This window comes from Albidovulum inexpectatum (genome assembly GCF_002927635.1).
GTDB lineage: Bacteria > Pseudomonadota > Alphaproteobacteria > Rhodobacterales > Rhodobacteraceae > Albidovulum > Albidovulum inexpectatum.
This window is the reverse complement of record NZ_PRDS01000001.1, coordinates 238,489-259,773: the sequence shown is the minus strand read 5'-3', so window position 1 is coordinate 259,773 and position 21,285 is coordinate 238,489. Positions and strand designations below refer to the sequence as shown.

Below are 21,285 nucleotides of genomic sequence, written 5' to 3'. Positions count from 1 at the left end.
ACGCCGCCCGCGCATGCGGCGATCCTGCCTGCCGGGCTTGCAGCCCGGAGTTGGATCTGCCCGCGTGTCAGGTCTCAGACGGGAACATTGTCCCAGAACGTATCCGGATCTCCGCGATCGTCCTTCACAAGCCGCAGGCGCGGTCTTCTTCGGGCACTCTCGAGCCGGAGAAGACGCGCACGCAACAGGCGTTTCAGTTCTTCGGCGCGTTCGGGCGCGGCCAGGATATCGTCCACGATGGCGTCGATTTCATCTCGACGCCTGGCTTCGGTTGTCATGTCTTCCTCCCAGGTGGCGACGGCGGTTTCTTTTTGTTTACGTAACGTAAACTAGCGGCGAGAAACGATTCGCGCGACTCACAAGATTCTTGCATTGCGCGATCTGCGCATGACTGGCGATTCCCTGCCGGTCTTGCACTTGACTCTCGTTCCGGATGTGGGGTCAGCCGCCCGCGTTGTCCAGATCCAGCCGGAACCGAGAGCCCGACCAGCCATCCATCGAACAGCGCGCGCGGATCTCGACGTGGCTAGTGCCGGCGGGAATCGCGACGCCGCTCAGGCTGCGGGTAAAGGGCTGTTCGTTCACATGCGGATGTGCCAGCGGCCGCAGGCCCAGGCGTGCGCCTTGCGGGTCCAATACCTCCCAGCCATCGGCGAAGTGATCCCATCCCGTGTCTGGGTGAGAGATCGTGACGCTGATCGTCCAGCGTCCATCCGACGATCTTGCCGCCTCGGCCGCCAGAATGTTCGGGCTGTCGGCAAATGCAGGGCAGGCAAGCAGGATGAACAGCAGCGCGACTCGCATTGCAGGATCATGCCAGATATTGCGCGGGACTGGAGTCACTTTTTTGTGCCCGAGTGGTTGGGGACTGGTAACATGGCCGGGGGGAAGAGAAACGTTTGAACGTTGCCAGTTGGGGAAATTGGTTATATTTCCTATCCAATCCGGAGGAGACCATGCAGATTCCCGAACCCAACCCCGAGATTGTCCGGCGCAAGGCCGAAATCGTTGCCCAATTGCGCGCGTCACTTGGCCCGGATTCAGTGATCGAAGATCCCGTGGAGCTGCGTGCCTATGAATGCGACGCGCTGACGGCCTATCGCTGTCCCCCGCTGGCCGTGGTTTTGCCGCGATCGACCAGGGAGGTCTCGGAGGTGCTCAGGCTGTGTCACCGGATGAAGGTGCCGGTCGTGCCGCGCGGAGCGGGGACCTCACTTGCCGGAGGGGCGATGCCGACCGAGGATTCCGTGGTGATCGGCTTGTCGCGCATGAACCGGGTTCTGGAATTCAGCCCCGCCGACCGGTTCATTCGGGTCGAGGCCGGGCGCACGAACCTGTCCGTCACCTCGGCCGTCGAGGGCGAGGGATTCTTCTATGCGCCGGACCCTTCCTCGCAACTGGCCTGTTCGATCGCGGGCAATATCGCGATGAATTCGGGCGGCGCGCATTGCCTGAAATACGGCGTCACGACCAACAACCTGCTGGGTGTGCGCATGGTGTTGATGGACGGCACCGTGGTCGATATCGGCGGCCCATGGATGGATGCGGGCGGTCTGGACCTGCTTGGGGTCATCTGTGGGTCGGAAGGGCAGCTGGGCATCGTCACCGAAGCCACGCTGCGCGTGCTGCCCAAGCCCGAGGGCGCGCGCCCCGTCCTGATCGCCTTCGATTCGAACGAAGTGGCCGGGGCTTGTGTCGCGGACATCATCCGGGCGGGCGTGCTGCCGGTGGCGATCGAATTCATGGATCGGCCCTGCATTCGTGCATGCGAGGCATTCGCCCATGCCGGATACCCCGATTGCGAGGCGCTGCTGATCGTCGAGGTCGAGGGCAGCGATGCCGAGATCGACGAGCAGCTTGGCCTGATCCGCCAGATCGCGACACGCCATGACCCGGTCGAGTTCCGGGAAAGCCACGACGAGGCCGAGGCCGCGCGCATCTGGCTGGGCCGCAAGTCGGCCTTTGGCGCGATGGGGCAGATCAGCGATTACATGTGTCTGGACGGCACCATCCCTGTGTCCAGCCTGTCGCGGGTTCTGGGACGTATCGGCGCGTTGTCCCGGCAATTCGGCCTGGATGTCGCCAATGTCTTTCATGCCGGCGATGGCAACCTGCATCCGCTGATCCTGTATGATGCCAACAAGCCCGGCGATCTGGAGAAATGCGAGGCGCTCGGGGCCGAGATCCTGAAATTGTGTGTCGAGGTCGGCGGCTGTCTGACGGGCGAGCATGGCGTCGGAATCGAGAAGCGCGATCTGATGCCGGTGCAGTATTCCCCCGCCGACATGGAGGCGCAGATGCGCGTCAAGGATGTCTTCGATCCCGACTGGCTGCTGAACCCGGGCAAGGTCTTTCCCCTGACCGTCAGCGCCCGGCATCGCGCGGCCTGATCGCGGGCGCGCCACTTCATCAGGCCTTCAACAGCGAGGGAGCGGCAAAGTGAGGGTAACGTCCGAGAACGAACTGGCCGAAGCAATCCGCGACGCCAGGGGGCCGTTGCGCATTCGCGGGGGCGGAACCCGGCCGGTGGGGCGGCCCGTCGCGGGCGAGCTGCTGGATGTCTCGGGGCTTGACGGCGTCGTGATGTACGAGCCCGAAGCGCTGACGATCGTCGTGCGGGCCGGGCTGGCCTTGTCCGCGCTCGAAGGCATGCTTGCGGCCGAGAACCAGCGCCTTGCCTTCGAACCTGCGGATTGGCGTCTGCTGATGGACAGCCAGGGCGAGCCAACGGTCGGCGGGATGGTGGCGGCCAATGTTTCGGGGCCGCGCAGGGTACAGGCCGGCGCCTGCCGCGATGCGATCCTGGGGGTGCGCTTTGTCGATGGCACCGGCCAGATCGTGAAGAATGGCGGCCGGGTGATGAAGAATGTCACCGGTTACGATCTTGCGCGACTGGTGGCCGGCAGCTGGGGCACGCTGGGGGTGATCACCGAGATTGCGTTCAAGACCCTGCCTGCGCCCGATCTGGCGGCAACGATCATCGTTGACGTTCATGGCGCCACGGCCGCGGTCGCGGCGATGAGCGCCGCGCTATCCTCGCCCTATGACGTGACAGGGGCGGCCTATGTTCCGGGCGAAGGCGTCATGATCCGCGTCGAAGGGTTCGAGAAATCCGTCGCCTACCGCGCCGGCCGGCTTGAGGCCCTTCTCGGGCGCCATGGCGAGGTGCGCACCGAAATCGACCCGGTCGAGGTGGCGGGATTGTGGGACAGGGTTGCCAGGGTCGCGCCGCTTGCGGATCTGGGCGGCGAGATCTGGCGGATCTCGACCCGGCCATCGGCAGCGCCGGATCTGGTAGCGCGTCTTGCGGGGGATTACATGCTCGACTGGGGCGGCGGACTGATCTGGGCGGTCTTGCCCGAGGGCGAGGACGCACGCGAGCGGCTGGGCAGGTTCGACGGTCACGCGACCCTGATCCGGGCCAGTGAACAGACACGCAGCCGCATCCCTCCGTTTCAGCCCCAGCCCGAGCCGATCGCCCGGATCGAACGCGCACTGCGCGCGAAATTCGACCCACGGGGCATCCTCAATCCGGGGGTGATGGACTGATGCAGACGAATTTCACGCCCGAGCAGCTGAAGGACCCCGCCATCGCGCGCGCGAACGAGATCCTGCGCGCCTGCGTGCATTGCGGCTTCTGCACGGCAACCTGCCCGACCTATCAGGTTCTGGGGGATGAGCTGGACAGCCCCCGGGGACGTATCTACCTGATCAAGGACATGCTCGAGGCCGGGCGGCCGGCGGACGTACGTACGGTGCGGCATATCGACCGCTGCCTGTCCTGCCTGGCCTGCATGACGACCTGCCCGTCGGGCGTGCATTACATGCACCTGGTCGATCATGCCCGTGTTCATATCGAGCGGACCTATCGGCGCCCCTGGTTCGACCGGCTGCTGCGCTGGACGCTGGCCCGGATCATTCCTTATCCGGGCCGGTTCCGACTGGCGCTTCTGGGCGCGAAGATCGCCCGGCCCCTTGCCGGGCTGATGCCCGATGCCCGATTGCGTGCGATGCTGCGGATGGCGCCGCGGCGCATTCCGCCGGTCAGCCGCAACGACGATCCACAGGTCTTTCCCGCGATCGGCGCCCGCCGTGCGCGGGTCGCGCTTCTGACCGGCTGCGCGCAGCGGGCCCTGAATACTGACATCAACGACGCCACGATCCGGCTGCTGCGGCGCATGGGGTGCGAGGTCGTGGTGGCGCGCGGGGCGGGCTGCTGCGGGGCGCTGACCCATCACATGGGGCGCGAGGACGAGGCGCATCGTTCCGCTGCCGCCAATATCCGCGCCTGGATCGCCGAGAAGCGCGGCGAGGGGCTGGATGCCGTCGTCATCAATACCAGCGGCTGCGGCACGACGGTCAAGGATTACGGCCACATGTTCCGCACCACCGATCTGGCCGCCGAGGCCGCCGAGATCGCGGCGCTTGCCTGCGACGTGACCGAATTGCTCGAACGCCTCGGCTATCGGGGGCAGGCGCCCCAAAGCCTGCGCGTCGCCTATCACGCGGCCTGCTCGCTGCAGCACGGACAAGGGATCAAGGACACGCCCAAGGCCCTGCTGCGCAGCGCGGGTTTCGAGGTTGTCGAACCCGCCGATTCGCATCTTTGCTGCGGTTCGGCCGGAACCTACAATCTGCTGCAGCCCGAAATCTCGGACGAGCTGAAGCGCCGGAAAGTGGCGACGCTCGAGGCGCGCGCGCCCCAGGTGATCGCCGCGGGCAATATCGGCTGCATGATGCAGATCGGGTCGGGGACGAAGATCCCGGTCGTGCACACGGTGGAATTGCTGGATTGGGCGGCGGGTGGACCACGGCCTTCGGCGCTGGACCCGGCGATGGGCGGTCATAATCCTGCCGCAAGCGGGCAGTAAAAGTCCTTTCCTGGCAGGAACCGGGGCGAACGGGATGCGGTCGATACTGGCTATGGCTTTGGCATGGGTGCTGCTTGTCACGACGGCCACCGCGCAGGGGGGCGGTCTGGTCCGGCTGCGCACCCTCGACGAAGGACGTGGCTGGGAGGCCGTCGGGCGGATCGATATCGGCGGCAAGGCCTTTTGCACCGGAACGCTGATATCGCCCAGCCAGGTCCTGACGGCTGCGCATTGCCTTTATGACCGCACGACGGGTCGGCCGCATGATCCGTCAGAGATGACGTTCCTTGCAGGCTGGCGCGAGGGCCGCGCGGTGGCCTATCGCAAGGTCCGCCGTGCGGTGGCGCATCCCGATTATGTCTACGAAGGCCAGGACCGGATCGATCGGGTGGCCTATGATCTGGCCATCCTGGAGCTCGATCAGCCCGTCCGGGTCAGCATGGTGCGCCCCTTTGCCATCGGGGCCGACCCGCATCGGGGCGACACGGTCGGGATCGTTTCATACGCCATCGACCGGGCCGAAGCGCCATCGCTCGAGCCTGCCTGCAAGGTTCTGGGCCGCCAGCCCGGGATCCTTGTCCTGACCTGCTCGGTCGATTTTGGATCGTCGGGAGCACCCATCTTCCAGATGCAGAACGGCCAGCCGCAGATCGTGTCCGTCGTATCGGCCAAGGCCGAGATGGATGGCCAGCCGGTTGCGCTGGGCACTGCGATGCGGGCGCCGCTGGCCGAACTGCGCGCCGCATTCGACGCCACGGCCTCGCGGTTTCGCAAGGTGAGCCCGGCGTCTGCGGGCCTCTCTGCCGGGGGCGCGAAGTTCGTCCGGCCCTGACCACTTGACAGAAGGCCCACGGGTCCCAACTCAATTCGCGGAAGGCGCCGAAACGGGCCTCCGGCTTTCCCGGCCGTCGCGGATTCCGGGCGGCCTGCACACATCGCTCGATGGAGGATGAGATGCGCAGCTATGATTTCACACCGCTTTACCGGGCAACCGTCGGTTTTGACCGGATCGCCGACCTGATGGATCGTGTCCTGTCCGCCGACACCAGCCAGCAATCCTATCCCCCCTACAATATCGAAAAGACCGACGAGAACGCCTATCGCATTTCGATCGCGGTCGCGGGCTTTTCGACGGATGAGCTGAATGTCGAGGTGCGCGACAACCTTCTGGTCGTCTCCGCCCGGAAGGCGACCGAGGATGAAGGCAAGGTCTATCTTCATCGCGGAATTGCGACACGCGCGTTCGAGCGGCGCTTCGCCCTGGCCGATCATGTGCGCGTGACGGGCGCACGCCACGCCGACGGGATGCTGCATATCGACCTGGTGCGTGAGGTGCCCGAGGCGTTGAAGCCCCGCCGAATCGAGATTGCGCGCGACGACGGAGCCTCGCGCGAGGTCGAGCCCCGCGCGATCGAGGCAAGCTCTGACGCCCCCAAGGCGGTTACGCAGGCCGCGGAAGAAATGCCCAAGCCCGAACAGGCCGACGCCTGACCTGAGTCGTGCGCGATCAGGGGGGCACGGGTCCTGTCGGCGCCCCCTCTTGCGTCAGCGAATGATCGAATCGTAAAAGCCGAAAGCGCCCGCGGTCGTCTCAAGCTGGGCGGTTCCGGTCGTGTCGGTTGCGTAAGAGCTTACCGCCCGGTAGGTCATCGGGCCGAACGTGCCGTCGATCGCGCCGTGGTAATAGTCCCAGTCGGCAAGCCGCGTCTGGACCAGCTTGCGTTCGGACAACGACAGGGCATTGAAGGCACGCGCGGCGGCCGTGTCATGAATGCCCGAGCGATAGCGGGGCGTGGCGGGCGGCTCATAGCGGGCTGGGCTTTCATAGCGCGGCGCTGGGCTGCGATAGGTCGGGGCCGGCGCGGGCTGCCAGCCTTGCCGGGTCGTCTGGGCCTGACCCTGCCGGCTGTTCATGATCATGGCGCCGACGATGGCCGCTGCGGCAAGCCCCTTCAGCAGGTTCTGTTCCTTCTTGCCCCAGGCCTGGGCCGGCACGGCCGTGGCCGAGATCATGGCGCCCGCGGCGATCGCTGCGATCAGGCCGTTGCGGGTCTTCTTGAGTATCGGCATGTTCAGTTCCTCCGGTCTTTGCCTGCGACCGATCTGACCCGACGGCCATGGGATAGGCAAAAACGCGGGCCTGCTATCGGATAACACGGCGCAAGGCGTGCAAACGAAAGGCGCCGCCCGATCGGGCGGCGCCGCATTTCGGTCAGTCCCGGATCAGACCGACAGGCAGATGTATTTCATTTCCAGGTAGTCCTCGACCCCGTGGCGGCTGCCCTCGCGGCCCAGGCCCGATTGCTTGACGCCGCCGAACGGGGCGACCTCGGTCGAGATCAGGCCCGTATTGACCCCGACCATACCGTATTCCAGCGCCTCCTGCACGCGGGTGATCCGGCCGATGTCGCGGGCATAGAAATAGCTTGCAAGGCCGAAGATCGTGTCATTCGCCTTGGCGATGACTTCTTCCTCGGTCTCGAACCGGAACAGCGGGGCGACGGGGCCAAAGGTTTCCTCAGAGGCAACCTTCATGTCGTGTGTCACGCCCTTCAGCACGGTCGGCTGGAAGAAGGTTCCACCCAGTTCATGCCGCTTGCCGCCCGTCACGATCTCGGCGCCGCCGGCAAGCGCGTCGGCGATATGTTCCTCGACCTTCTTGACCGCATCCTCGTTGATCAGCGGACCCGTGGTCACGCCGTCCTCGAGGCCATCGCCGACCTTCAGCCGCTCGACGGCACGTGCCAGCTTTTCGGCAAAGGCGTCATAGACACCGGCCTGCACATAGATGCGATTGGCGCAGACGCAGGTCTGGCCGTTGTTGCGGTATTTCGAGATCATGGCGCCTTCGACGGCTGCATCCAGATCGGCGTCGTCGAACACGATGAAGGGCGCGTTGCCGCCCAGCTCCATGCTGCACTTCTTGATCTGATCGGCCGCCTGGCGCAGCAGGATGCGACCCACTTCGGTCGAGCCGGTGAAGGTCAGCTTGCGCACGATCGGGTTTTCGCAGAATTCCTTGCCGATATCGGATGCGCGCGACGAGGTGACGACCGAGAAGACGCCGGCGGGCACGCCCGCGCGCTCGGCCAGCACCGCCATCGCCAGCGCCGACAGCGGCGTTTCGGCAGCAGGGCGCGCGACGAACCCGCACCCCACGGCCAGCGCCGGCGCGACCTTGCGCGCGATCATGGCGTTGGGAAAGTTCCACGGCGTGATCGATGCCGCAACGCCGATCGGCTGCTTGATCACGGTGATGCGCTTGTCGCGCTGATGGCCCGGGATGGTTTCGCCGTAGATCCGCTTGGCCTCCTCCGAGAACCATTCGACGAACGAGGCGCCATAGAGAATCTCGCCGCGCGCCTCGGCAAAGGGCTTGCCCATCTCGGCGGTCAGGATACGCGCCAGGTCGTCGGCATTCTCGACCATCAGATCGTACCACTTGCGCAGGATCGCCGCGCGTTCCTTGCCGGTCATCGCGGCCCAGTCACGGCGCGCCCGGTCTGCGGCTTCGATCGCGCGGGCGGTCTCGGCGCGGCCAAGATCGGGAACCGTGCAGATCACGTCGCCACGGGCGGGATTGCGCACCTCGAAGGTTGCGCCATCATCGGCGTCGATCCATTCTCCGGCGACATAGGCCTTGGTGGCCAGCAGGGTCGGATCCGAAAGAAGCGAGCGGAGATCGGTGGCGGTGTCGAGCATGGTAACCCCCCTTGAATTGCAATTTGATCAAATGCCACAGGACAGTCGGATTGTCCATCCGCTGTGGATGGAGGCCGTGGCATGAGACACGATCTGGCCTACAGCAATGCCGATTTCATCCCCGGCGGCAAGGACTATCCGCCGCGTTGGGAAAAGGCGGCAAGGGCGTTCCGATCCGGGCTGGGCGAGCGGGCAAGGCTTGCGATCCGCTACGGCCCGGCCGAGCGGAACTGGTTCGACCTGTTCCTGCCCGAGGATCAGCCCGCGGGGCTGATGATCTTCATCCACGGGGGATACTGGCTGCGCTTTGGCCCGCGCGATTTCTCGCATCTGGCCGCGGGCGCGCTGGCACGTGGCTGGGCGGTCGCAATGCCCGCCTATACGCTGGCGCCCAGGGCCTCGATAAGCCAGATCCGGCGCGAGATCGAAACCGCCCTGCCGGCCATGGCGGCAGAGGTTGCAGGACCCATCGCGCTTTGCGGCCATTCTGCGGGCGGTCACCTGGCGGCGCGCATGGTCGGCGCGGACATCGTGCTGCCTGGCGAGATCGATGCGCGTCTGCTGCGGGTGATGCCGATATCGCCGGTCGCCGATCTGCGCCCTCTGATCGAAACTTCGATGAACCGCGATCTTGGGCTCGATGCGGCCATGGCTGCGGCAGAAAGCCCGGCGCTGATCCCGCCGCGACCGGGCAAGGCGGTTCACGTCTGGGTCGGGGGTGACGAACGCCCGGCCTTTCTGGATCAGGCAAGGCGGCTGGGAAATGCCTGGGCCTGTCCGGTCACGATAGAAGCCGGACGTCACCATTTCGATGTGATCGAGGGGCTGGAAAGCCCGGATTCGCCGTTGCTCAATGCGCTTCTGGGGGCGCGCTGAAGCGGGTCTGCCAGCAGGGCATCGCGTCCCCCGGCCGGGGGGCGGCCAGATAGACCCCGCGTGCAATCGCCCGGGCAAGGCAGCAGGCCGCGGCATGACCGATCAGCATCGTGTCGCGCAACGGGTCGCCAAGTGGCCGGGCGCCGGTCGCCACGGCAAAGACCAGGTCGCCATCGACGGGCGTATGGGCGGGCACGATCGCGCGGGCCAGCCCGTCATGGGCGGCGATTGCCATCCTCTGGGCCTGTGCGCGCGTCAGCACGGCGTCGGTCGCGACGACGGCAATCGTCGTTGCCTGCCCCGCGCGCTTTTCGATGGCCGGCTCGGCATGCGGTTGGAAGTTGCGCGGCAGGCCAAGGCCGCCGAACTCGTCACCGATCTCCCACGGGGCGGCCCAGAAATGGGGACCGCCATCGACCGTGACGGAACCCACGGCATTGACGGCCACCAGCGCGCCGACGGTGATCCCGCTGTCCAGAATGGCCGAAGCCGTGCCAAGCCCGCCCTTCAGGTCATGGGTCAGCGCGCCCGTGCCTGCCCCGGCCGATCCCAGCGCGACCTCATGCCCGGCCGCGTCAAGCGCCCGTTGCCCAAGGGCGCGATAGGGGTTTTCGTCCCAATCCTTGTCACCGCCATTGAGCAGATCGAACAGGATCGCGGCGGGCACGATCGGCACGCGCCGGTGGCCGACGGAAAATCCCCGCCCCTTTCGCGCCAGACCGTCCGCCACGCCCGAGGCCGCGTCGAGGCCGAAAGCCGATCCGCCCGAAAGCACGATGGCGTCGATCTCCTGCACCAGCTTGTCGGGTGCCAGCAGGTCGGTTTCCCGCGTTCCGGGCGCGCCGCCCATCACGTGGACGGCCGCGACCATCGGGCTTTCGCCCAGAACCACCGTCACCCCGGAGCGCAGCCCGTCATCCTGTGCATTGCCGACAAGCAATCCGGAAATATCGGTGATGCAATTCCCTGGACCCGCGCGCATCGTGACCACTTTCCTTGACGGCTGCACCGTCAGGCTAGGCCGCGCGGCGGGCCTGCGCAATCGTTTCGCCCGTGTCGCTTTCTGACCAGACCGGTGGGGCCCTTGGGTGCAATCGTCACGGTGGGTTGCGGCGATGGCGTCGCCGCAGGGATCCACGGCCGCCATGCCACGGCCAGTCCCCAGCCCGCGGGGCCTTGATGATGGCTCCGCAACCGTCCTGTACGCCGGGACCTTGCGGGGCCCGGCGATCGGGCCTCGAGACATGAGGTCTGACGGATGGAACGTCCAGAATTCTATCGCTTTCATCAGGGTGAAAAGGTGCTGCCCTTTGCGCCCGAGGAATACGAAAACCGCCTTGGCGGGTTGCGCGCCATCATGGATGCGCAGGGTGTCGAGGCGGCGGTGCTTACCTCGATGCACAACGTGGCCTATTATTCGGGCTTTCTGTATTGCGCATTCGGGCGGCCCTATGCGCTGGTCGTGACCGCAACGCAGGCGGTGACGATCGCCGCGGGTATCGATGCGGGTCAGCCCTGGCGTCGCAGCTACGGCGATGCCCTGACCTACACGGACTGGAAACGGGACAATTTCTGGCGCGCGGTCGCGCATGTCGCCGGAACGGGCCGCGCGATCGGCTTTGAGGCCGATCACCTGACGCTTGCGCAATCCGAGCGGCTGGAGAGCTTTCTGTCTCCCTCGCGCAAGGTGGATCTCTCGGGTCCGACCATGCGACAGAGGATGCGCAAGTCTGCCGCCGAGATCGAACTGATCCGACAGGGTGCCGCAGTGGCCGATCATGGCGGTCATGCGATGCGCGACGCGATCGTCGAAGGCGCGCGCGAACTGGACGTGGCCATGGCGGGGCGCGATGCCATGGAACTGGAGATCGCCCGCCGGTTTCCGCAGGCCGAGTATCGCGACACCTGGGTCTGGTTCCAGTCGGGGATCAATACCGATGGCGCGCACAACCCGGTCACGTCCCGGCGGCTGGGGCGCGGCGACATCCTGTCATTGAACTGCTTTCCGATGATCTCGGGCTATTACACGGCGTTGGAGCGCACGATGTTCCTGGGCCAGCCAGACGCCGCTTCGCTGCGCATCTGGCAACAGAACGTGGCGACGCACGAATACGGGATCAGCCTGCTGCGTCCGGGCATCGGCTGTTCCGAAGTCACGGCGCGTCTGAATGCGTTCCTGGCGGAACGTGACCTCTTGCAATACCGGACCTTCGGTTATGGCCATTCCTTTGGAATCCTCAGCCACTATTACGGGCGCGAAGGCGGTCTGGAGCTGCGCGAGGATATCGACACGGTTCTGGAGCCCGGCATGGTCGTGTCGATGGAGCCGATGCTGACCATCCCCGAAGGCCAGCCCGGCGCGGGCGGATATCGCGAACACGATATCCTGATCATCACGGATGATGGGGCCGAAAACGTGACGGGTTATCCTTACGGGCCGGAATACAACATCCTCTGACGTTCTGGGCGCGGCATTGCCGCAACGATGCCGCGTCCACGTCATCTGCGCGCTTGCATGGTGGTCCAGCCGTGCTAGGGCTGGGGAAGAACCAGCCGCGGGGGGAAAATGGCCACGACACGATCCGGTCGCAGACACTTTCTGGCGCTGTCATGCGCGGCGTTGGCGTCGGCTTGTGCGCGGCCCATGGAGGCACCCGAACCGCTCGATGACGTGACCCGTTTCGGTTTCCAGCCGGTCGAGGGCTATGGCCTGATCGAGGATGGGGGGCACATCATTCCCCCGGTCCCGCCGCAATACCTGCAATGGCCCAACCGGCGCCAGCGTTTCATCTATGAAGGTGGGGATCCCGCGCATTCGATCGTCATCGATCCACATGCCAAGTTCCTCTACTACGTCCTGGACGATGGAACGGCGTGGCGCTATCCGATCGCGGTCGGCCGCGCGGGCCTGTCTCTGAGATCGACGACCGTCGTGCGGGCCAAGAAGGAATGGCCCGGCTGGCAGCCCACTGCCAACATGCTGCGCACCCAGCCCGAGGTCTATGGCCCCTTTGCCCGGGGCATCCCCGGCGGCCCTGCCAGCCCGCTTGGCGCGCGGGCCTTGTACCTGTATCGCGGCAAGCGTGACACGCATTATCGCATCCATGGAACGAACGATCTGGAATCGATCGGAAATTCGGGATCGGCAGGCTGCATTCGTCTGTTCAATCACGACATCATCCATCTCTACGACCTGGTCGATATTCCGACCACGGTCTATGTCCGCAGCGCCGAAGAATCCTTGCGACTGCTGGGGCCGGCGCTCAGTCCCAGGGGGGTGGAACTGCCTCCCAAGATCATCTCTCCCGAGACGATCTATGGCGCGACCGACATCGTCGCGGCCGACGGCATGCCGCCCGATCCCGATGGTGTGCTGACCCGGCTGGAATGACGCGCCGCCGCGTCGCGCGCGGACGGGCTGGAAAGGGTGCTGCGGCGCAGCTATAGTCCGCGCGCAAGTTCCAGCGGAGGCAGCGCGATGAGTGCGACCAACGAAACCCGACGTCCCGTTCCATCCGACATACGGGCGCGCAAGGGGGGCACGCCTCTGGTCGTGCTGACGGCCTATTCCACGCCGATCGCGCGCCTGGTCGATGCGCATTGCGACATCGTTCTGGTTGGCGACAGCGTCGGGATGGTCGTTCATGGCCTGGAGTCGACGCTTGGCGTGACGATGGAGATGATGATCCTTCACGGCAAGGCCGTGGCGCGCGGCCTGCGACGTGCGATGATGGTCATCGACATGCCCTTTGGGTCTTATGAGGAAAGCCGCGAGCAGGCCTTCCGCAATGCGGCGCGGTTGATGGCCGAAACCGGGGCCTCGGCCGTCAAGCTGGAGGGTGGCGCCCACATGGCGGACACGATTGAATTCCTCGTCCAGCGTGGCATCCCGGTGATGGCCCATGTCGGACTGACCCCGCAATCGGTGAACACGCTTGGCGGCTATCGCGTGCAGGGGCGGGGCAAGGACGCGGCCCGGATCATGGCCGACGCCCGCGCCGTGGCCGAAGCCGGGGCCTTTTCGGTGGTGCTTGAAAAGGTGACCGAGAGCCTTGCAAACGAGATCACGCGCGCGATCGACATACCCACCATCGGCATCGGGGCTTCGGCCGAATGCGACGGCCAGGTTCTGGTCGTCGATGACATGCTGGGGCTGTTCGCCGATTTCCATCCGAAATTCGTCAAGCGCTATGCCGAGTTGGGCAAGGCTGCGGAAGAGGCGATTTCGGCCTATGCCCGCGACGTGCGATCGCGCGCCTTCCCGGGCCCCGACCATGTCTTTGGCGAGGGGCGCGGCAAATGACGCAGATCATCCGGACTGCGGCCGAGCTGCGCGACAAGGTGGCCGGCTGGAAGCGAGCGGGTGCGCTTGTGGGCGTGGTGCCGACGATGGGTGCCTTGCATGACGGCCATCTCAGCCTGGCCCGTGCCGCGCGGGCCCAGTCGGACCGGGTGATCGTGACGGTTTTCGTCAACCCGATGCAGTTCAACAACCCCGACGACCTGGCCAAGTACCCGCGCGACGAGGAGCGTGACCTTGCCCTGCTGGACGCCGAGGGCGTGGACGTGATGTTCGCGCCCGGACCCGACGAGGTCTATCCCGAAGGCTTTGCCTCGAAGGTTTCGGTCGCGGGTGTCTCCGAGCCGATGGAGGGGCAGTTCCGCCCCGGCCATTTCGACGGCGTCGCGACGGTGGTGACCAAGCTGTTCGGCATGACGCAGGCAGGCCGGGCCTTCTTTGGCGAAAAGGACTGGCAGCAGCTTCAGGTGGTCCGGCGGTTGGCGCGGGATCTGAACATCCCCGTCAAGATCATCGGTTGCCCCACGATCCGCGAGGCAGACGGCCTGGCCATGTCCTCGCGCAATGTGCGCCTGACACCCGACGAACGGCGTATTGCGCCGGTGCTTTATGCCCAGATGGTGCAGGCGGCGCGGACCATTGCAGACGGTGCGCCGGTCGCCGACGCGCTGGGACAGGCGCGCAGGGAAATTCTGAAGGCGGGTTTTTCATCGATCGACTATCTCGATCTGCGCGATGCCGAGACCCTGCAGCCGCTGGATGCGCTGACGGACAGACCCGCGCGCCTGCTGGCCGCCGCGATGCTGGGCGATGTGCGGCTGATCGACAATATCGCCGTTCCTCTTTGACGCGGACCTTCAGGCCCGCCGCAAGTCGCGCCGCGCTCACTTCATGGGTGACGCGCCCAACCGCTTTTGTCATAAAGTCTGCAAGTCATGGGGCTGGACGAGGGCGCTCGCCGTTCCCATATTGTGAATACTGTTAACATAGGGATGTTTCATGTCAGACTTCGAAACCCGGATCCGCGAGAGCCAGGAACAGGTTGCCCAGACTCAGGCCCGGATCTCGGAGCTGACAAGCTGGGTCGAGACGGCGCGTGAAAAGATCAAGACGGGTGAGGACCTGTCGATCGATATCGAAAACGCCACGCTGGACGATGTGCATGCCCATGCCGAGATGATGAATGCCAACATCGCCGAGTTGATCATGGGGCTGGACGACGTGACCGCGGGATTCTCGCGCGATTTCGAGCAGCTTCGTTCCAAGACGGGATGGGAAAAGTTCGTCGGCATCTTTGCCCCCGCCAAGTCCGAGGCGATGCGGCAGGAGCGCCTGCGCGCGGCCTCGATCGACGACAAGCTGCAGGATCTGATCGCCAAGTCCGACACGATCGTCAGGCTTCTGGAAAATCAGCTGGCGGTGCTGGAGGAACACAAGGCACGTGTCGAGGCCAATCTGACCGAGACGCTGGCCGACCGCGAGGCCACCGTGGCCGAGCTCGAGGCCCTGCGCGCCGAGATCAAGGCGCTGGACCCCGAGATCATCAAGCTGGAAAACGAAATCAGCGTCGAACAGGACGCGACCCGGCGCACTCAGCTGGAGACGAAGCTGGCCGAATTGAACCGGCGCTACAATGCGCTGGTGCAGGATGAACAGGTCAAGCTGGCCCGTTCGCAGACGCTCGAACGCTATATCGAGAAGGGCAAGACCTGGGTGGACAGCCTTCAGAACCAGGCGGCCACGCAGATGGTGCTGATCAACAAGCTGCAGACAGATACGCGCCAGCGTGTGGTCCTGTATGATGCGCTGACCAAGTCGCTGAAGACGGCGCAGCAGCAGGATGTCGCCCACCGCATCAACGAGATCGGCGTCAAGACCGACCAGGAGGCCCAGGCCGCCATGGCCGGCATCGGCGCGGCCACCAACCGCCGCATGGCCGAGATGCTGGAGGCGCATGAGGATCAGATGGTCTTCGCGCGCAAGGTGCTGGAAGAGAAGGCGAAGGCGGACGAACGCTTTGCCCGCCGCTTTGCCGCGATCGTCGAGAAGCACGACAAGAACCTGTATGGTGGCTAGGTGTCCGAGCTGGATCTGACAACGGACCACAAGGCGCTGGATGACGATATCGCGGCGCGGCGCTATTTCGCCAAGTTCGCCGGCATCATCGACCGCCTTGTGGCCGTCGTGGACCGGCTGCAGCGTGACGGCGTCTTCGCGCCCGCCGAAGCCGAGGCGATCCAGGACCACCTGACGCGCATCGCGGCCACGTTCGATGCGCTGAGCCTGAAATACCTGGTGTCCGGCCGGCTTGACGGTGTCGGACAGAAGCATCTGACGATCGACCTGCACGAAAGCGGATTTCCGATCTTTCAGGAACTGGTCACGATGGCCAACGATGCCGCGCAGGCGGCCGCGCATCTGGAGACGATGCCCGGCCCGGACGAGCTGAAGGATCGGATGATCCGGCAGATCCTGTCCGAACGCCGCGTGCCGACCCGGCTGCAATATGCAATGTCGCAACGGCTGTATTACGAGGCCCTGGCGCGGGGCGGGCTGTTCTTTGCGCAGGTGCATCCCCGTGCCGTCTGGATGCGGGATCTGGCCGGCGGGCGGCGGGAATACCTGGTGCACTGGGCGGTCTATGACAGCCAGCGCAACCTGCCGGTCCTGTACACGATGCGGGTCGAGGATTCGGGGCGCAAGGCGCTGCCTCTGGACGAAACACGCTGGCCCGCGGTGCAGGCGCATCTTCTGGCCCAGTCGGTGGGCGGATTGAAGCTGATCACCATCGCGCGCGGTTTCGATGGTGACTTCGAGGATCTTCACCCAAAGCACTTGCGGCGCATCCATCTGGGCCCGATGTATTCTCAGGCCTTCACGTTGCAGACAGGTCCCATTCGCGAGATCCTCGAAGAGGCGCGCGCGCCGTCGGGCGAGGACTGGGCGCTGTTCTGGACGATCGAGGATCTCGAGGCCGAACGCAGCGAAGTCGAGAAGGGCTGGTTTTCCTCGGTCGAGCGCCAGGTGTTCCGGCTGGACCCGCATGGCGGTGCGGCTGGGGAAAGTGGCGCGACCCGCACGCGGCAGTTCATGATCCTGCCCGAGCGGCCCTATCAGGTCCTGGTCGAGAAGGACCCTGTGTCTTTCCGCCGCATACGCAAATTTGTTGTCGATCGGACGGGACGTGCGGTGCTGGATGGCTAGCCACCGGCGCAAACTGGAATGAAACGGATCAAAGCGGAGTCACGATGACCGCCGAGCGCAACGAGATGGAACTGAAGGAAGAGGCGATCCGCGTCCATTACCCGGCCGCCAATGACCTGTTGATGGGGTTCGATCATGCCCCGCGATTGGCACGCCCGAAGCTGGCGCATGAGACGGACGAGCGGTCGCCGGGGATCGGTGCGCAGACTCGGCGGTTTCGGTCCACCACGCCCGGATTCGTCACCCGCTCGACCGTGCGGCCGGCGGGTGTCCGGCTGATTGAACGGATCGGGGCGACCGATGGCGGCGATCCCCTGATCTCGCCGTCGCAGGCCGCAGCGGCGCATGCGCTGCGCCGGGCGATCGCGATTGCCCTGGCAATGGGCCAGACCTTTGCCGATCGGACCGGGTTGACCGAGCTGAAGAAGGCCAATCTGGAAAACCGTCTGCCGGATGCGCGTGCGTCGGAATTCCGCGAATTGCTGGCGGCTGAGTCGCTGGTTGTCCTGTGGGTCTTTGCCAGTGCGACCGCGTTTCTTCTGTCCGAGCGGGCGGGTGAGACGTCCATCGAGATCGGGCCCGTCGAAGAAGTGCTGACCGACAATGCGCTTCTGGCCCTGCAGGGCGTCCTGTGGGAACTTGATCAGGACATCGGCGCCTTCGCGCAGGACGAGCCGACGATGATCGCCACGATCCTGGCATTTGCCGAGCAGTTGATGGACAAGGTGCGCCAGCGGGCCGAAACCGCCCCGCGGCTCGAGGCGTTTACCGCCGCCAACTACCGGGTCGAGGCCGACGATCTGCCGATCTCGGGGTTCGAACCGGCCCGAAAGGCGCGCGGCGCGGCGCTGGTCATGAGCTTCAAGAAACCCCACGAGGTCGTCGGCAACCATATCGCCAAGTATCAGGCCATGCGGCTGGCCAAGATGATGATGGCCTATGATTTCGACCGGCGCATGAACCCCTTTGCCGAACTTGGCGGGTTCATCTTTACCTTCATGGGGGATGGCAAGCCCGGCACAGGCAAGACGACCCTGATCCAGATGATGGCCGGGCTGTTGAACGACTACTGCGCGGTTGCCGGGTATCCGTTCCGATACCAGAACCTGTCCATCGACAACGTGGATTCCTATCAGGGCAAGTCGGCGCAGAACGCGCGGGCATTCATCCACAACGTGATGGACCCGGCCGTGATCGGGTTCGGCACGATCGACGACATCGATCAGATCGCGGGCAAGCGCGGCGACCGACAGTCCAGCGCCGGCCAGCAGGAGATCACAGCCGTTCTCATGGAGGCTTTTGCCGGCGCGAACACGGTCGTGCGGGGCAATTGCACGTTCGGCATGTTCTCGAACCACCCCGAGAACGTGGACGATGCGCTGCGCCAGCGAGCCGGCGCACGATTCCTGGTCGATGGCCCGCAGACGCGAGAGGATTACATCGACATCCTGGCCCTGCTTCTGGGGCGCAACCACCAGATCCCGATCGGCGATCACGAGCTGTTTGCCGCGCAGGAGATCCGCGTCGCCGTCGCCGAAAGCTTCGAGCGGCATTCCCGGCCTCTGGAGCCGCGCCTGGCGCAGGTCTTTGACCGCGTGCGCGAGGAGCTGGGCGAACTGGACACGATCGCCAAGCTGGGTGCCTATCTGAAGGCGATCCAGGAAGCCGATCCGCGCTTCACCGGTCGTGCAATCAAGAACATCACCGATGCCGTGAAGGTCCGTTCGATGGATTTCGAACTGCCTGACGAATGGATGGAGAACCCCGACCTGTTCCTGCGCAAGGACTATGACACCAAGAAGGCCATGATCGAGGAGCTTCGTCGGCCGATCACGGTTGACATGGTCGTGCAGGAAATCAACCGCTATGCCGACAGCGAGTTCCGCTATGCCGAGACGGCGGACGAAGCCGCGATCGCACAGGCCGTGCGCGAGATGCGCCTGATGGACGAGGCCAAGCGGCGGTACCTGGAGGCCAAAGGTTGAAACGCCTGATCGAAAAGGGCCTGATGTTCGGCAACCTGGTGCGGGTGGACAGCCCCGCGCTGGTCGAACGCTATCGCCGTGCGATGAAGGCCCTGACCGGACGCGAGACGGCGCTGGAGGAGTTTCACATCGACATTTCGGGCTACAGCCCCGAGATCGGTGATGAACTTGACGACCACCTGTATCTGAACCCGGATGGCTGCAACCGCCAGTTCATCCTTCTGACCACCGAACAGAAGCGCGCGCCGCTGCTGAACGCCAAATTCTCGACCTCGCGCGGGATCCTGCGCCGCTTCATCGAGGAAAACGAGCCGCAGCTCTTCTCTCTGACCGCGCGCGATGCCGTGGCGGGGGAGCTGGACAATACCGTCTATTCCCTCGACAGCCCCGCGCGGCTGTTCGACATCCGGCGCATCACCGTGCTGGCCGACACGACCGGCAATCATCTGGCCGAGGCGGAAAAACTGTCGCGCCTGGTCGAAAGGTTCCGCACCGAAACGGATGCGTGGTTCGATGACGTGCTGATCGCGCAGATGATCCAGTTGGCCGAAAAGGCCGGAGATGTCACCAGATCGCCCCTGCGGCTGACCTCGACCACGTTCGAGCAGGGCAATTTCTGGACCGCGCATTTCGGTGGCCTGTACCTGTTCCGCGACGTCGCCGAACCCTTTGTCATCTCGGTAGGGCCGAAAGAGAAGCTGGGCGAATTGCCGGTCGACTATGTGCAGGATCTGCGCGACCGGAACCAGATCGCCCGGCTTCTGGACATCAACCACCTGGTCGAGCCCATCCACGAGGCGCGCGGCGTCGATGCGGCGGCCATCCTGCGCCAGAAGATGGATTTCATCGTCGTGTCCGTCGCGGCGGAACTGGGGCTGGATATCGGCCATGGGTCGCGGCGTGAACTGCGAAAGGCGGCCGCCGAACTGGGTGACAGGCTGCCGCCCGAGTTTCACGGGCTCGCCGCGATCCTGCGCTGGGTCGAGACCGGCGGCCCCCGGCCGCGCATCACGGCCATGCATCCCGCCTATTTCTATACGCTGCGCGCGCGGCCGGGCCCGGACCGGGACCTGGTGAACATGGCCCTGGCCGAGCTTGCGCCGATGGATGTGCGCCAGCTGTTCATCTGCCACAAGCAGCTGTTCTACCAGCTTTATCGCGATTGGCCCGAAGCCAAGAAGCAGTTCGTCGCCGATTACCTGGAACGCGAATACCAGATCGACAAGGCCGGCGCGCGTCGCGCCCTGTTCGGCGCAGAGCCGGGGATGGACGACATGCCCGTCCGGCATGACTGGCAGATCGACAGTGCGGCCATCCGAACGCCCGGGCCGTGGGAGCGTACGCGGCGCGACACCGCCGAAGGCCCCTGGGGCAGGAGGAGCAAATGATCGGTTTCATCCGGCTGGCGGTTCTGGGCGTTGCGGGCATGACGGTGATGTATTTCCTTCTGTCGATCTATTCGCGATCGGTCGAACGTGAACGGCTGGAGAAGGAATGGGACGAACGGCACCCCGGCGGGGGTGACGCGGAAGCGCGCGATGCCTATATCGAACGCGGCATGCAGGAATATGAACGCAGCCTGCGCCACAAGCTGATCTGGCTGGTCTATGTCCTGCCCACTCTGGCCGTTCTGCTGTTGATCTACCTGACGAATCGAACCTGAGGCGCCAATGAGATACGTTAAATGGACCCTGATTTCGCTGACGGTGCTGATCGTCGGGGCTTTCCTGCACTACACGTTGCCACAGCACGACATCGTGCGCATCGTGAACACCTACCAGGAGCGGCAGGACCTGAACGACTGGACGCGCATCTTCTGGGCGACGCCCGATGACCAGTCCACCGGGCTGATCAATCGCGATGTCCAGTTCATTCAGGCGGTGAAGCCGAACGGCAAGCCGATGGTCTATCGCAACGAGGATACGGGCTGGAACTGGCCGCCCTATTTCAAGTTCGACACGGCCAATCTGCAGACCAAGGCCGAGGATCTGAAATCCACCGCCGAAAATCCCAAATGGGTCGTCGTCACCCATTATGGATGGCGCATCGTGTTCCTGTCGGTCTTTCCCAACGCCATCGATATCGAGCCGGTCGAGGGCCCGGATGTGACCATCATCCCGTGGTTCAACATCTTCTTCTTCGTCTTTTTGGGCATCCTGTTTCTGGTGCTGCGCCGCATGTGGCTGCAGTTCCGCGAGCGGATGATCGACCCGGTCGTCGAGGATGTCAGCGATGCATGGGACAGGGTGGATGAGCGCGCCGACCGCGTTCGCGGCAACGCGCGGGGCCTGTGGGCGCGTTTTCGCAACTGGCTGGATACCTGGCGCGGGCGACCGCGGATCTGATC

The 21,285-nt window shown here is 64.9% G+C and carries 21 protein-coding genes; 16 read left to right on the top strand and 5 right to left on the bottom strand.

The annotated features are described in order from the left end of the window. Nucleotides 1-74: 74 nt before the first annotated feature. A complete protein-coding gene (locus LV82_RS01335; protein WP_104068906.1) occupies nt 75-278 on the bottom strand; it encodes a hypothetical protein in 204 nt (67 codons plus the stop codon). Between the two features lie 163 nt (nt 279-441). Next, nucleotides 442-804 (bottom strand): hypothetical protein, encoded by a 363-nt coding sequence (locus LV82_RS01330; protein WP_104068905.1) that lies wholly within the window; start codon nt 802-804, stop codon nt 442-444. Nucleotides 805-956: 152 nt separating this feature from the next. On the opposite strand from LV82_RS01330, the gene LV82_RS01325 reads away from it, so the two are divergent. From LV82_RS01325 to LV82_RS01305, 5 genes are all read left to right on the top strand, one after another. After that, nucleotides 957-2,390 (top strand): FAD-linked oxidase C-terminal domain-containing protein, encoded by a 1,434-nt coding sequence (locus LV82_RS01325; RefSeq protein WP_104068904.1) that lies wholly within the window; start codon nt 957-959, stop codon nt 2,388-2,390. 49 nt (nt 2,391-2,439) lie between these two features. Beyond that, nucleotides 2,440-3,549 carry an FAD-binding protein gene (locus LV82_RS01320; RefSeq protein WP_104068903.1) on the top strand — a complete coding sequence of 370 codons (1,110 nt, stop codon included), beginning with the start codon at nt 2,440-2,442 and terminating at the stop codon, nt 3,547-3,549. Beyond that, nucleotides 3,549-4,871, top strand: a complete 1,323-nt coding sequence (glcF, locus tag LV82_RS01315) for a glycolate oxidase subunit GlcF (RefSeq protein WP_104068902.1) — start codon at nt 3,549-3,551, stop codon at nt 4,869-4,871. Before LV82_RS01320 ends, glcF begins: the two co-directional genes overlap by 1 nt. 34 nt (nt 4,872-4,905) lie before the next feature. After that, the gene (locus LV82_RS01310; RefSeq protein WP_245873026.1) at nt 4,906-5,703 is read left to right on the top strand and encodes a trypsin-like serine peptidase; all 798 of its coding nucleotides are present in this window, start codon (nt 4,906-4,908) and stop codon (nt 5,701-5,703) included. 122 nt (nt 5,704-5,825) lie between these two features. Next, nucleotides 5,826-6,362: an Hsp20 family protein gene (locus LV82_RS01305; RefSeq protein WP_104069269.1), complete on the top strand. Its 537-nt coding sequence runs from the start codon at nt 5,826-5,828 to the stop codon at nt 6,360-6,362. 54 nt (nt 6,363-6,416) lie between these two features. Here LV82_RS01305 and LV82_RS01300 read toward each other — a convergent pair whose 3' ends face one another. Together LV82_RS01300 and LV82_RS01295 are read right to left on the bottom strand one after the other, a co-directional pair. Then, the gene (locus LV82_RS01300) at nt 6,417-6,941 is read right to left on the bottom strand and encodes a peptidoglycan-binding domain-containing protein (protein ID WP_104068900.1); all 525 of its coding nucleotides are present in this window, start codon (nt 6,939-6,941) and stop codon (nt 6,417-6,419) included. A 153-nt stretch (nt 6,942-7,094) separates the two neighbouring features. After that, nucleotides 7,095-8,573: an NAD-dependent succinate-semialdehyde dehydrogenase gene (locus LV82_RS01295; protein WP_104068899.1), complete on the bottom strand. Its 1,479-nt coding sequence runs from the start codon at nt 8,571-8,573 to the stop codon at nt 7,095-7,097. An 81-nt stretch (nt 8,574-8,654) separates the two neighbouring features. Here LV82_RS01295 and LV82_RS01290 point away from each other — a divergent pair, with 81 nt between their 5' ends. Then, entirely contained in the window at nt 8,655-9,449 is a 795-nt protein-coding gene (locus LV82_RS01290) for an alpha/beta hydrolase (RefSeq protein ID WP_104068898.1), read from the top strand. Here the strand turns inward: LV82_RS01290 and LV82_RS01285 are convergent. Then, the gene (locus tag LV82_RS01285; RefSeq protein WP_104068897.1) at nt 9,424-10,431 is read right to left on the bottom strand and encodes a P1 family peptidase; all 1,008 of its coding nucleotides are present in this window, start codon (nt 10,429-10,431) and stop codon (nt 9,424-9,426) included. The genes LV82_RS01290 and LV82_RS01285 overlap by 26 nt on opposite strands. Nucleotides 10,432-10,707: 276 nt before the next feature. Between LV82_RS01285 and LV82_RS01280 the strand changes: the two genes are divergently transcribed. The 10 genes from LV82_RS01280 (at nt 10,708) to LV82_RS01235 (ending at nt 21,283) form a co-directional block, all read left to right on the top strand. Next, on the top strand, nt 10,708-11,907 hold the full coding sequence (locus tag LV82_RS01280) for an aminopeptidase P family protein (RefSeq protein ID WP_104068896.1): 1,200 nt from the start codon (nt 10,708-10,710) through the stop codon (nt 11,905-11,907). Between the two features lie 186 nt (nt 11,908-12,093). Next, entirely contained in the window at nt 12,094-12,840 is a 747-nt protein-coding gene (locus tag LV82_RS01275) for a L,D-transpeptidase (RefSeq protein WP_245873025.1), read from the top strand. 87 nt (nt 12,841-12,927) lie between these two features. Then, entirely contained in the window at nt 12,928-13,752 is an 825-nt protein-coding gene (panB, locus tag LV82_RS01270) for a 3-methyl-2-oxobutanoate hydroxymethyltransferase (RefSeq protein WP_104068894.1), read from the top strand. Then, the gene (gene panC / locus LV82_RS01265) at nt 13,749-14,597 is read left to right on the top strand and encodes a pantoate--beta-alanine ligase (protein WP_104068893.1); all 849 of its coding nucleotides are present in this window, start codon (nt 13,749-13,751) and stop codon (nt 14,595-14,597) included. The genes panB and panC overlap by 4 nt, the downstream gene beginning before the upstream one ends. 151 nt (nt 14,598-14,748) lie before the next feature. After that, a complete protein-coding gene (locus LV82_RS01260) occupies nt 14,749-15,825 on the top strand; it encodes a hypothetical protein (protein ID WP_104068892.1) in 1,077 nt (358 codons plus the stop codon). Further along, nucleotides 15,826-16,953 carry a hypothetical protein gene (locus LV82_RS01255; protein WP_104068891.1) on the top strand — a complete coding sequence of 376 codons (1,128 nt, stop codon included), beginning with the start codon at nt 15,826-15,828 and terminating at the stop codon, nt 16,951-16,953. Nucleotides 16,954-16,997: 44 nt separating this feature from the next. Next, on the top strand, nt 16,998-18,938 hold the full coding sequence (locus LV82_RS01250; protein WP_104068890.1) for an AAA family ATPase: 1,941 nt from the start codon (nt 16,998-17,000) through the stop codon (nt 18,936-18,938). Continuing rightward, the gene (locus LV82_RS01245) at nt 18,935-20,326 is read left to right on the top strand and encodes a DUF6638 family protein (RefSeq protein WP_104068889.1); all 1,392 of its coding nucleotides are present in this window, start codon (nt 18,935-18,937) and stop codon (nt 20,324-20,326) included. The genes LV82_RS01250 and LV82_RS01245 overlap by 4 nt, the downstream gene beginning before the upstream one ends. After that, nucleotides 20,323-20,601, top strand: a complete 279-nt coding sequence (locus tag LV82_RS01240) for a hypothetical protein (RefSeq protein ID WP_104068888.1) — start codon at nt 20,323-20,325, stop codon at nt 20,599-20,601. Before LV82_RS01245 ends, LV82_RS01240 begins: the two co-directional genes overlap by 4 nt. Before the next feature lie 7 nt (nt 20,602-20,608). Further along, nucleotides 20,609-21,283 (top strand): DUF1523 family protein, encoded by a 675-nt coding sequence (locus tag LV82_RS01235; protein WP_104068887.1) that lies wholly within the window; start codon nt 20,609-20,611, stop codon nt 21,281-21,283. The last annotated feature ends 2 nt before the right edge of the window (nt 21,284-21,285 follow it).